Genomic DNA, 11,893 nt, shown 5'->3' on the forward strand with positions numbered 1-11,893 from the left:
AGGCTGAACGCTCGTGCCTTACCTCATCCCTCTCTCTTAGAGAGAGGGAGGGGCCCATGCGCAGCATGGGAGGGTGAGTGGTTACACCGCTTGCCGATGAGTCCCGGAAAACCAGTGAGATACGCGAAATCACCCACCGGCTTCGCCTAACCTCTCACCCTCCCACGCCTGCGGCGCGGGCCCCTCCCTCTCTCAAAGAGAGAGGGAATTATCCCCGCGCCCCGACGGGGATATCCCACCGCAACAACCCGTCCAGCAGCGCCTTGAACGCCGGCACGGCCTTCAGCGCCGCCGCTTCCGGGTCATCGGCGTTGGCGATCCACAGGGCCGCGTCGGTGGAGGCCCCGCAGACCAGCCGCGCGGTGGCGTCGGGGTCGATGTCGTCCCGGACCACGCCTTCGGCCTGCAGGTGCTCCAGATTGGCGCGGATGGTGGCGATGCAGCCGTCGGCGCTGGGCCAGCCGGACGGATCGCCCAGGATGGCCGGGGCGTCGCGCAGCATGATCCGCTGGATGTCGGGCTCCAGCGCCATCTCGATATAGCCGACGTTCTCCTGCACCAGGCCCTGCCAGCGCGTCGGGGCGGCGGCGGCGATCGCGGTCAGCCGCTCGGCCATCTCCGCGTCGATCTCCAGAACCACCGCCTCCAGCAGGCCCTTCTTGTCGCCGAAGTGGTGATAGAGGGCGCCGCGCGTCAGGCCGGCCTCGGCCGTCAGGTCGTCCATCGAGGCCTCGGCATAGCCCTTCTCGCCAAAGGCCTTGCGCCCCGCGGCGATCAGCTTGGCGCGGGTCTCGGCGATCATCTCGGGACGCGACCTTCGCGACATGGGATCCTCTCGTGGAAAAGCGCGGGCAGCGTAGTTGACATACGCGACGTATGTCACCACCTCGATTGGCATACGAGACGTATGTATGTCGTCACAGCATGCGTCGCCAGCGCCGAAAGGTCAGACCGATGTCCAACCCCTACCGCGAGATCTTCCGTGCGCCGGGGACCAAGGGGTTCGCCGCCGCCGGCTTCGTAGCCCGCCTGCCTGTCGCCATGGCCCCGATCGGCATCGTCACCATGCTATCCCAGACGCAGGGCGGCTACTGGCTGGCCGGCGCGGTGGCGGGGGTGTTCACCCTGACCAACGCCATCGCCGCCCCGCAGATCTCGCGCCTGGTCGACCGTTATGGCCAGCGCCGGCTGCTGGTCCCGACCACGATCATCGCCGTCCTGGCCTTCGCGGTTCTGATGCTGGCCACGCGCCTCCACTGGCCGATCTGGACGCTGTTCGCCGCCGCCTTCGTCGCGGCGACCATGCCCAGCATGCCGGCCATGGTGCGGGCCCGCTGGACCGAGGTGTTCCGCGACACACCCCAGCTGAACACCGCCTTCGCGTTCGAATCCGCCGCCGACGAGCTGGTCTATATCGCCGGCGCCTCGCTGTCGGTCGGCCTCAGCGTGGGCCTATTTCCCGAGGCGGGGGTGCTGGTCTCCACCCTGTTCCTGGCGACCGGCATGACCGCCTTCGTGCTCCAGCGCGCCACGGAGCCCAAGGTCACGACCAACGAGACCGGCGCGCCGCACAGGTCGGCGATCCGGTTGCCGGCCGTGCAGATCATCACCGCCGCCCTGGTCTTCGTCGGCGCGATCTTCGCCACCGCCGAGGTCAGCACCGTGGCCCTGACCAAGGACCTCGGCCAGCCGGGCGCGGCCAGCCTGGTGATCGGGGTCTATGCGATCGGCTCGTTCGTGGTCGGGCTGATCGTCGGGGCCCTGAACCTGCGTGCGCCCTTGCAGCGCCAGCTGCTGGCGGCCCTGGCCGTGCTGCTGGTCACCACCCTGCCCCTGCTGCTGGCCGGCAGCGTGCCGGCCCTGGCGGCGGCGATCTTCCTGAGCGGCGTGGCCATTTCGCCGACCTTCATCACCGCCTTCGGCCTGGTCGAGCGGCGCGTGCCGCCCGCGGTGCTGACCGAGGGCGTCACTTGGGTGATGACGGGGATCGGCATCGGCATGGCCCTTGGCGCCTTCGTGGCCGGCTGGGTGGTCGACACCTTCGGCGCGCGCAGCGGCTTCTGGGTCTCGATCGTCATGGCCAGCGCGGCCCTGGCCATTGTCGCCTTGGGTCAGCGGATCCTGGGCGAGGGTCGCGAGCGACTGGCCTAGTGGGAAGTCGGCGCGTCCGGTGCTAGGACGCGCCCATGGTTCGCAAAGTCACTGCCAAGCTCGTCGCTTCTAAAGATCCCACCGCCGAGGCCGATCGCGCCTGGTTCGAGGCGCATCCCGAGCGCCTGTTCCGCCTGCGCGACCCCGCGCCGGTCGAGTTCAAGGATCCGCTGGGCGATGCGGGCGAGGGCTTTTCGTGGCGCGTACTGATCGCCCGGCTGCCGGACGGCGGCCGCCTGCGCCTGCCCATCTCGCTGTCGTGGGAGCTGCACAATGACCACGCCAAGGACCAGCACCTGAAGATCCTGTTCGACCAGGTCGCCCCGCCCGAGGCCAAGGCGCGGCTGGGTTAGCTGGGTCCATATTCAATTGGGCGACGCCTTTTCCCTCGTCATCCCGGCCGGAAGCCCGCCTCGCGGGCTGTAGAGCCGGGACCCAGGGGCGACCGCAGTGCGCCGGCCCTGGGTCCCGGATAGCCTCTGCGAGGCTTCCGGGATGACGACGGCTTGGAGCTTTGAGGCCGACCCTAGTCCTCCCGCACCCACAGCAGGGCCAGCATCCGCCAGCCCTTCGGCGTGCGCAGCAGCACGGCCCGGTCGGCATAGGTCCCGCCGGTCACCGCGCGGAACGTCCAGGTCGCCACGCCGAGCGCGCCCCGCCCCTCCTCCGATCGCGATAGCACCACATTGGCCGACGGCATCCCGCGACGGGACCGCTCAGCATAGCGGGCCTGCCAGTCGGCCACCGAGGCGGCGGCCATCTCCTCGTCCTCGAGGGTGATCACCAAGGCGCGAGGATCAACGGCGACCGCCAGGTCCTCGGGGCTCCAGGCCGCGTCGGCGCGCAGCTTCAGGTCCACCGTCGCCCGGACGCCCTCGGCGGCGGTCGCGTCGCGCGGCTGATCGGGCCCGACCACGCGGCCGACGATCCGCCAGCGGCACGACAGTCGCGCCCAGACGGCGTAGTCGCGGCGTGGCGCGCCGGCCTGCGTCCATCGGGTCGAGACGATCGCGGTGCGCGGGCCCGCGCTGACCGTCTCCACCGCCAGATCGGGCGCGGCCTCGACGGATCGAGCCTTCCAAGCCGCCCGCGTCTCGCCGCGCACCTCGCCGTCCTCCAGCGTGTAGGACACCGCCGAGGGCTGCACGCGAGCGATCAGCGCCGCTCCATTTCCGGTCCGCGACGCCTCGGCATAGGCCGCGACGGCGTCGGTCAGGGTCTCGCAGGCGGGAGGGGCGTCGAACATGGCGGGGTCTCCGGCGGCGCCGCGAGACTAGCCGGTCGGCCGCCGTCCGGAATTTCGAAGATCATGGCCGATCGTTCCATTGAGATGAATCGATCTCGCGACCTCCCAGGCGCCGACGCATTGACGAGGCGGCGCGGTTCGCGCTCCTTCTGGCGCATGATCCGCACCGTCCTTCTCTGGGCGCTGGTCCTGGCCGTGGGCGCCTTCGCCCTGCAGTGGCTGGAGTACCAGTTCGTGGCCCGCGCCTTCCCCTGGCGGATCTATGCCGGCCTGATCGGCGTCGCCTTCGCGGCCGGCGGCGTGTGGGTCGGCTGGAAGCTGGCGGCGCGGGGCCGGCCCGAGACCTTCCAGCGCAACAACGCCGCCCTCGCCGCCCTGGGCCTGACCGGCCAGGAGGTGAAGGTGCTGGAACGCCTGGCCGCCGGCCGCTCCAACAAGGAGATCGCCCGCGACCTCGGCCTCTCGCCCAATACCGTCAAGACCCACATCGCCAACCTCTACGGCAAGCTGGAGGTCGGCCGCCGCACCCAGGCGATCGGCAAGGCTCGAGAGTTGGCGCTGATCCCCTGACCTTGACCGGGCGCCGTTAGGGCGAAACTGTCGATCTCACCCTTTCGGGCGATACCGTCGCGACCAAGACGACGGCAGCCTCCGGGTGCGCGCCGCAGGGGGCGGCGCGGAGGAGGAACACCATGCAACGCACCATCCTGACCTACGGCCTGATCTCGGGAACGATCATCATCCTGGGCATGATCGCCACCATCGTCCTGTCCAGCCAGCACAGCCTGTGGCTGGGCTATCTGATCATGCTGGTCGGGCTGTCCTCGATCCTGCTGGCGGTGAAGTCGCACCGCGACAAGGCGCTGGGCGGCGTGATCAAGTTCTGGCCGGCCTTCCTGATCGGCCTGGCCGTCGCCCTGGTCGCGGGCGTGGCCTACGTGCTGATCTGGGAGGGCTATCTGGCCGTCACCCACTACCGCTTCATGGACGAGTACACGGCCCACATCCTCACCGCCAAGCAGGCGGAAGGCCTATCCGGCGCTGCCTACGCCAAGCTGGCGGCCGAGATGGCCGAGATGAAGCGGAACTACGCCAATCCGCTGTACCGGATGCCGATGACCTTCGCCGAGATCTTCCCGGTCGGCCTGCTGGTCGCCCTGGTCAGCGCCGCCCTGCTGCGCAATCCGAGGTTCCTGCCAGCGCGGGGGTGAGGTTCGAGATCCTCCCCCTAGCGGGGAGGATCAGGCCGCCTGCAGCTGCTGCTTGACCCGCTCGGCCAGGGTCTTGATGTCGATCGGCTTGGCCAGGAAGGTCACGCCGGTCTCGCCTTCCAGCAGGTCGCTGAACTCGGCCTCGGCATAGCCGGAGATGAACATCACCGGCGCGTTGCCCAGATAGCCGCGCGCCTTCTTCAGCAGGGTCGGGCCGTCGATGCCGGGCATGATCACGTCGCTGATCAGCAGGTCGATCGTGCCGGCGTGCTCCTCGGCGATGAGCAGGGCCTCCTCGCCGTCGGCGGCCTCCAGCACCTCGTAGCCGCGGGCGCGCAGCAGGCGGGCGGCGACGCTGCGGACGGCGTCCTCGTCCTCGACGAACAGGATGCGGCCGGCGCCCGACAGGTCGCGGGCGGCGCGCGGCTTGACCGGCTCGGCGGCGGCCTGGGCGGCCACGACGCCCGCCGGGGCGTCGTAGATCGGCAGGAAGATGCGGAAGGCCGCGCCTTCGCCCGGACGACTGTGGACGTGGATCCAGCCGTCGCTCTGCTTGACGATGCCGTAGACCGTGGCCAGGCCCAGGCCTGTACCCTCGCCCACCGGCTTGGTGGTGAAGAACGGGTCGAAGATCTTGCCCATCACGTCGGGCGGGATGCCGGGACCGTCGTCCGAAACCTCGATGAAGGCGACATCGCTTTCGGCCGCCGGGAAGCCCAGGCCGATGGCCTCGTCGCGGGTCAGGCGGGCGGTGCGGATGCGCACGATGCCCCCGCCCTTGGCCGCGCGCACGGCGTCGCGGGCGTTGACGGCCAGGTTCATGACCGCCGTCTCGAGCTGGCTCTTGTCGGCCCGCACCCGCGGCAGATCGCGGCCGTAGTCGGTGATCAGCTTGACGTCTTCGCGCAGCAGGCGGCGCAGCAGGACCTCGAACTCGGAGATCAGCTCGCCCAGATCCAGCACTTCGCGCTGGACGGTCTGCTTGCGCGAGAAGGCCAGCAGCTTGCGGACCAGGTCGGCGGCGCGCACGCCCGTCTGGCGGATCTCGTTCAGGCCCTCGTACGACGGATCGCCGACCGGGTGACGGTGCAGCAGCTCGTCCAGGCGCAACTGGATGGCGGTCAGCAGGTTGTTGAAGTCGTGGGCCACGCCGCCGGCCAGCTGGCCGATGGCCTGCATCTTCTGGGCCTGGGCCAGCTGCAGTTCCATCTGCTTTTGCTCGGACACGTCGATCATATAGGCCACCACGCGGCCTTCGGCGCGGTAGAGGTAGAGGTGGACGATGCGGGTCTGGTCGCGGGCCAGGCGCACCTCGAACGGGCCGGCGCGGCCTTCGCTGAGGCGAGTCTCGGCCTCGGCGCGCGAGGCGGCGTCGATCAGGTCGCCGAACATCACCCCCGGCTTAGCGCCGGTCATGGTGGTCAGGGCTGGGTTGGTCTCCAGGATCCGCGACTTGAAGGGCTCGACGCCCTCCAGCAGGGCCGCGCCGAACGGCGAGGCGCCGGCGAAGGCGTCCAGCGTGGTCGGCGGCGGCGGGGCGCGTTCGGCCACGGCGACCGGGGCGGCGCTCTCGGTGACTGGCTCTGGGACGACGATCGGGGTCAGGCGGATCAGCAGGCGGCCGCCGGCCAGGCGCGAGACCCGGGCGGTATGGTCGATGTCGCCGGCGCGCAGCAGGCCCTCGGCCATCTCGCCCTTGCGGGCCTGGACCAGGGCCGCGAACAGGCTGGAGCCCGCCACGCCCTTGGGCAAACGCCGCTGCTCGCCCATCACCGCGCGCCAGGCCGGATTGGCGGCCAGCACGCGGCCGTCGGCGGCGGCCAGGGCGGCCGGCTCGCTGAGCGCGTCGATGAAGCCCTCGGCCTGGTCGGCGTCGTTACCGCCGGCGGCCGAGCCCCGGATGGCCACCAGGCCCAGGATCGAGACGCCCGCCACGCCCAGCAGCAGCAGCAGGCCGGCCAGGGTGGTCGGCCCCGCCTTCAGCGCCGGAGCGGCCGAAAACGCCGCCGCGGCCACGAAGAACACCGCCGCGCCCGCCAGCCACGGATCGAAGCGCCGGCGCGGCGCGCCGGTCGAAGCTTTGTCCTGAAGCTGGAAATCGGCCATGGGCGGGATGCTTACCTTCGCTACGGTGAGGCTGCGACTCACCCGCAATCGGAGAAAGGATAGCCTTTCCCGATCGGTAGGTCAGATTTGTTACGGATGGCGCTAGAGCGGACGCGCGCGGGGCCCAGAACGAGACTGGGGCTTCTTGCCGTTCATGATGAAGCTGATGACCTTGGCGACGGCCTCGAAGTGCTCGACGGGGATTTCCTCGTCGATCTCGACACTGGCGTAGAGGGCGCGGGCCAGGGGCGGATCCTCCAGCACCGGCACGCCGTGCTCCTCGGCGATGGCGCGGATCTTCAGGGCCAGCTCGTCCATGCCCTTGGCCACGCACAGCGGCGCGGGCGTCTCGCCGGCGTCGTACTTCAGCGCCACGGCGTAGTGGGTCGGGTTCATGACGACCACGGTCGCCTTGGGCACGGCCTGCATCATCCGCTGGCGCGAGCGCTGCATCTGGATCTGGCGGCGCTTGCCCTTGATGTGCGGGTCGCCGTCCGACTGCTTGTACTCTTCCTTGACCTCCTGGAGGGTCATGCGCATCCGCTTCATGAAGCGCTGGCGCTGGATGAAAAAGTCGAAGGCGGCGGTGGCGACCAGGAACAGGATCACCATGATCAGCAGCTTCTTGGCGAGCTTCATCGCCTCCGGGATCATGGCCGCTACGTCCATGCCGACCAGGTTGCGGACCTCGCCGACATTGGGCTTCAGCACCATCCAGGCGATCAGGGCCGTGACGCCGATCTTCACCATCGACTTGGCGAACTGGATGAAGCCGTCCATGCCGAAGATGCGGCCCAGACCCTTCATCACGTCCAGCTTGCTGAAGTCGGGCTTCAGCTTGTCCGGCGTCAGCATGAAGCCGGTCTGGGCGACGTTGGCGATCACGCCCATCACGGCGCTGACCACCATAACCAGCACCAGCGGCGGCAGGGCGGCCATAGTCGCCCGCTTCATCACCACCATGGCCCCGCCGCTGGACAGGTCGGTGGTGCCGGCGTGGGCGATGAACGGCACGAGGGCGGAAGCCAGGTCGCGGGTCATCCAGCCGCCGGCGATCAGGATCACCGACACCGCGCCCGTCAGCGAGGCCAGCTGCGGGATGTCCGCGCTCTTGACGACGTCGCCCTTGGCGCGGGCGTCCGACAGCTTCTTGGCTGAGGGTTCTTCTGTTTTCGACTCGGGATCCGTATCGTCCGCCATGCCCGTCCCCTAGCTGAACACTTCGAGGAGTTCGCGGTAGCGGTCGGTCCAGACCATGGCGATGCCGCCGAGCGACAGGGCCAGCAGGGACAGGCCCAGGATCACGCTGAGCGGCGAAGCCACGAAGAAGATCTGGAAAGCGGGCATGACCCGGCCGACCAGGCCCGTGGCGAGATTGAAGACCAGAGAGAACACGATCACCGGCGCGGCCAGCTGGACGCCCAGGGTGAACGACTGCGCCACCGTCCGCACCGCCAGGGTGACGGCGTCGTTGATCGGCACGGCGCGGGTGAACGGGAACAGGGTGTAGGACTTGACGATCGCGCCGATGAACAGGTGATGCAGGCCCGTAGCCATCACCAGGGTCAGGCCCAGCATCGACAAGAAGCTGGCCACCGCCGTGCTGGAGCCCTGCATCGAGGGGTTGGTGCTCTGGGCGAACGACAGGGTGGTCTGCATCGAGATGATTTCGCCGGCCGTGGTCAGCGACAGCATGAACAGCCGCAGCACCGAGCCGATCATCAGGCCGATCAGGATCTCGTGGATCACCGCGCCGACCAGGCCGCCCAGGGTGGTCGGGATCGGCGGCACGCCGCTCTGGACCAGCGGGCCCAACAGCAGGGCCAGCAGCAGGGCGAAGCTCAGGCGGATGCGCGGCGGCACCGACTGCTCGCCAATGCCCGGCATGGTCATGACCATGGCGCCCACCCGCGCGAAGACGAGCGCGGCGACATAGACCTGAAAGTTGGTGGCGAAGGAGTTCAAAAGGGCCCCTTGCCTTCCCTACATGCCAGCGATGCGAGCGGCGATCTGGCGCATGAACTGGCTCATCAGCGAGCCCATCAGCGGCAGGAAGATCAGCAACGCGACGAAGATCGACACGATCTTGGGCGCGTAGACCAGGGTCTGCTCCTGGATCTGGGTCAGGGCCTGGAACAGGCCGATGGCGACACCGACGACCAGGCCGACGATCAGGCACGGCGCGCAGAGCTGAAGCGTCAGCCAGATCGCGTCCCGGCCGACATCAAGAACCTCGGCGCCCGTCATGCAAAGCCTCGTCGGAATCGGCCCTACTGGCCGCTTGGATTCGAGGCTGGAAGATGGGGCGGATATGGTTAACAGGGCGTTAGGGGTTGTTACCCGGACGGTAGGAAAACGGGGGCGCGACGGTGGGTCGCAACTCCCTATTCCCTCTCCCCTTGCGGGAGAGGGTGGCCGCCGGAGGCGGTCGGGTGAGGGGTCGCGCCGCCCTGTCGGACAGGCCTTTCAACCCCTCATCCGGCGCTGCGCGCCACCTTCTCCCGCAAGGGGAGAAGGGAAGGAAATTACCGAATCCGGATCCGCACCGGCACCTGGATGTACGAGCCCGCGCGGCTCTTGCCGTCCGGGCCCAGCAGGTCGACCTGAAACTGCGAGGCCATGGTCAGGGCGGCCTGGCCGACGCCGAGGTCGTTGGGGCTTTCTTCCTGGACGGTGCAGGCGGTCAGGTGGCCGTCCTGCTTGACCAGACAGTTCAGAAGGGCGACGGCGACGCGCGGCTCGGAGACGGGGGTCAGCAGGTCCGACGGGGCCTTGGCAGGAGCGGCGTTGGCGACGACGGCGGCGGCGAGAGCGAGCGAAGCGATCACGAGTTCATCCCTTTACTTATCTTTTTGGCCGGCCTTTCCGCCGCCCATTTCTCCGTCGCGGAGAGTGTTCCGTTTCGGATCAGGCGGCCTGGGCCTGTTTCAGACGTTGCAGGCCCTGTGCCGCCAGGTCGGTCAGCGATCGCAGGCCCAGTTCCGAGAAGACGTCGAAGGCGCAGGCCAGAGCCGCCCCGGCCCGAGCCAGGCGGCCGTCGTCGCGGCCGGTGATCTCGACACGAGCTTCGTACAGGCGAGCCAGGTTCATCTGGGCCACAGCCCAGCTGGCCGGATCGCGGCCGCCCGGCGCGGCCGACAGCTCGGCCTTGAAGGCCAGTTCGGCGGCGTCCAGCACCGCCAGGTCGGCGGTCAGCTCGGCGCAGCGGGCCAGGCTGAGGGCGCGGTTGTTGGCGACCACGGCGCGCAGGGCCAGGGCCGGCTGGATCTTCAGCACCTGGGTGGCGCGATCATAGGCCGAGACGGCCTGCTCGAAGGCGCGCTCGCTGGTCGAGGCTTCCCCCACCGCCTGCAGCGCCATCCCCAGCGAGGCATGGGCCCGGGCCCAGTCCATCGGGCTGTGATCGGCGGTCATCACGTCGATGGTCGCGCTCAAGGCCTCGACGCCATCGGCGAGGCGAGACAGCTCGCCGTCCAGCTCGCCCAGCAGGACGAGGGCCGAGCCGCGCAGGCCTTCCAGGCGGGCCCAGGCCAGTGGTTCGAAATCAGGATCCAGCACGCCGGCGGCGGTCTTGGCTTCCGACACCGCCACTTCGGCCAGGGCGCGATCCTTCAGGCGCTCGGCGCAGGCCAGGATCAACTCGATGCGCGCGGCGCGCTGGTCGGCCAGTTGCAGGCGGGCCGGGCCGCCCTTCACCCGCTTGGCGGCGGCTAGGGCGCGCAGCGGCGCCTCATAGGCCTGGACCGCGATCAGGGCGCGCTCGACATCGTTCTCGGAGAGCGCCACGCGGCCTTCGAGGCCGGCGGTGAGCGCGCCGCACAGGGCGGTGCGTTGGCCGGTCGGCGTGCGGGCCAGGGTCGCCGAGGCGGCGGCCACCAGGCCTTCATCGCCGAACAGGTCCGCGCCCAGCACGGCCAGCACGGCCTGCTCGCAGCGGGCGGCGGCCAGGGCGTCGTGGCGGCGCTCGGCCTCGAACATCTTCACGGCGGCCTCGGCCTGGGCGGCGCCTTTTCTAAGCGCGGTGGCGTCGCCGCTGCGGCGGGCCAGCTCGCGCCAGACCACGGCCGCTTCCAGCAGGCGCGCGCCGCGATCCTTGGCCCCGATGCGGCCGGCGACCACGTCGGCCGAGCGGGCCTCGTTGGTCAGGAGCCGAACATCCAGAAGCTCCAGCAGCGACGTGTCGCCCCCGGTCAGCCCCTCGCGCCATGCCCCCTTGAAGCCACCCTCGGCATCGACGCCGAACAACCGCTTCAGATCCCGTCCGAACTCGAACATCGCTTCGCGCACTCCGCCWACGGAACGTCCCACGTCGGGACAGCCCGACAGAGGTTCAACGCTTCATCAGCAAAACCGGAGCCAGCGCTCTTAACAAGTGGTTAACAGGTGTTTACGGCGCGTTAACCATAAATATTTTCCATATCTTTACACCATGATCAAAACTACACCCAAAATGGGCGAAGAGGTGCTGAACTGGCACACTTCTTGCTTTGACGAATACAGAGAAAGCCTTGCGGCGACGCCAGTTCTTAGAACTTTGTTCATCGAACTGAAAATGACGTTAACTCTAAGTTTTAAGCCCCGGTTTACCTTTCGTTCACGGACACGCGCGGCCCTCCCCTCCCCCGACGCCGGCGAAGCGGTCTAGAAAGCCGGGATCGTCACCGAATCCGGAGCACGTTCCATGGCCGCCGTCACCCTGTGGATCGCCAGCCTCTGCCGTCCCGATCCGGGCTATGGCGGCTGGGCCTATGTGCGGCGCATGGACGGCGAGACCGGCGCGGCGGCGATCAAGGGCGCGGCCGGCGGCGAGCGCCGGACCAGCGGCGCCAGGATGAGCCTGACGGCCCTGACCGAGGCGCTGGACGGCCTCTCGGACCTGCCGGCGGAGACGTCGGTGACGCTGTACTTCCTCGATCCCGATCTGGCCGGCCAACTGGTGGCCTCGGACGGCGCCTACGCCACGACCGAGCCGGAAGCCTGGGCCGCCGCCCGCGCGGCGCTGGCGGCGCGTCCCGTTCTGGAACTGGTCCCCGCCTCGCCCAGCGCCGCCGCCAACGGCTTCCTGGCCGCCTGGGCCGAGTTCGGCCTGGACACGGCCAAGTCGCGCGGCAGCTTCAAGGCCGCGATCCCGAAGCCGAACCTGGTGAAATTCCCAGGATAGGGCCGATCTCTCCTCCCC

The 11,893-nt window shown here is 69.2% G+C and carries 13 protein-coding genes; 5 read left to right on the forward strand and 8 right to left on the reverse strand.

The window, feature by feature from the left end; genetic code table 11:
* Positions 1–208: 208 nt before the first annotated feature.
* A complete protein-coding gene (locus AC1DSO_RS23390; protein WP_477071095.1) occupies positions 209–826 on the reverse strand; it encodes a TetR/AcrR family transcriptional regulator in 618 nt (205 codons plus the stop codon).
* Positions 827–954: 128 nt separating this feature from the next.
* On the opposite strand from AC1DSO_RS23390, the gene AC1DSO_RS23395 reads away from it, so the two are divergent.
* Together AC1DSO_RS23395 and AC1DSO_RS23400 are read left to right on the forward strand one after the other, a co-directional pair.
* Positions 955–2,151, forward strand: a complete 1,197-nt coding sequence (locus AC1DSO_RS23395) for an MFS transporter (RefSeq protein ID WP_477071096.1) — start codon at positions 955–957, stop codon at positions 2,149–2,151.
* 35 nt (positions 2,152–2,186) lie between these two features.
* Complete coding sequence (locus tag AC1DSO_RS23400; RefSeq protein ID WP_477071097.1) at positions 2,187–2,504, forward strand: hypothetical protein; 318 nt, start codon at positions 2,187–2,189, stop codon at positions 2,502–2,504.
* A 173-nt stretch (positions 2,505–2,677) separates the two neighbouring features.
* On the opposite strand, the gene AC1DSO_RS23405 is transcribed toward AC1DSO_RS23400, so the two are convergent.
* A complete protein-coding gene (locus AC1DSO_RS23405; RefSeq protein WP_477071098.1) occupies positions 2,678–3,397 on the reverse strand; it encodes a hypothetical protein in 720 nt (239 codons plus the stop codon).
* Between the two features lie 156 nt (positions 3,398–3,553).
* Between AC1DSO_RS23405 and AC1DSO_RS23410 the strand changes: the two genes are divergently transcribed.
* Positions 3,554–3,967, forward strand: coding sequence for a response regulator transcription factor (locus AC1DSO_RS23410; RefSeq protein ID WP_477071099.1), 414 nt, complete (start codon positions 3,554–3,556; stop codon positions 3,965–3,967).
* 122 nt (positions 3,968–4,089) lie between these two features.
* Complete coding sequence (locus tag AC1DSO_RS23415) at positions 4,090–4,608, forward strand: DUF4199 domain-containing protein (RefSeq protein WP_477071100.1); 519 nt, start codon at positions 4,090–4,092, stop codon at positions 4,606–4,608.
* A 30-nt stretch (positions 4,609–4,638) separates the two neighbouring features.
* On the opposite strand, the gene cckA is transcribed toward AC1DSO_RS23415, so the two are convergent.
* The 6 genes from cckA to AC1DSO_RS23445 all read right to left on the reverse strand — a co-directional run bounded on the left by cckA (position 4,639) and on the right by AC1DSO_RS23445 (position 11,001).
* A complete protein-coding gene (gene cckA, locus AC1DSO_RS23420; RefSeq protein WP_477071101.1) occupies positions 4,639–6,714 on the reverse strand; it encodes a cell cycle histidine kinase CckA in 2,076 nt (691 codons plus the stop codon).
* A gap of 102 nt (positions 6,715–6,816) precedes the next feature.
* Positions 6,817–7,914 (reverse strand): flagellar biosynthesis protein FlhB, encoded by a 1,098-nt coding sequence (gene flhB / locus AC1DSO_RS23425; protein ID WP_477071102.1) that lies wholly within the window; start codon positions 7,912–7,914, stop codon positions 6,817–6,819.
* A gap of 9 nt (positions 7,915–7,923) precedes the next feature.
* Complete coding sequence (gene fliR / locus AC1DSO_RS23430) at positions 7,924–8,679, reverse strand: flagellar biosynthetic protein FliR (protein WP_056046837.1); 756 nt, start codon at positions 8,677–8,679, stop codon at positions 7,924–7,926.
* An 18-nt stretch (positions 8,680–8,697) separates the two neighbouring features.
* The gene (fliQ, locus tag AC1DSO_RS23435; protein WP_047407179.1) at positions 8,698–8,961 is read right to left on the reverse strand and encodes a flagellar biosynthesis protein FliQ; all 264 of its coding nucleotides are present in this window, start codon (positions 8,959–8,961) and stop codon (positions 8,698–8,700) included.
* A 278-nt stretch (positions 8,962–9,239) separates the two neighbouring features.
* Positions 9,240–9,542, reverse strand: coding sequence for a hypothetical protein (locus AC1DSO_RS23440; protein ID WP_047407181.1), 303 nt, complete (start codon positions 9,540–9,542; stop codon positions 9,240–9,242).
* A 79-nt stretch (positions 9,543–9,621) separates the two neighbouring features.
* Complete coding sequence (locus tag AC1DSO_RS23445) at positions 9,622–11,001, reverse strand: hypothetical protein (RefSeq protein WP_477071104.1); 1,380 nt, start codon at positions 10,999–11,001, stop codon at positions 9,622–9,624.
* A gap of 394 nt (positions 11,002–11,395) precedes the next feature.
* Between AC1DSO_RS23445 and AC1DSO_RS23450 the strand changes: the two genes are divergently transcribed.
* A complete protein-coding gene (locus AC1DSO_RS23450) occupies positions 11,396–11,875 on the forward strand; it encodes a ribonuclease H family protein (RefSeq protein ID WP_477071103.1) in 480 nt (159 codons plus the stop codon).
* The last annotated feature ends 18 nt before the right edge of the window (positions 11,876–11,893 follow it).

The sequence above is a fragment of the Caulobacter sp. P4_E5 genome (assembly GCF_056401555.1).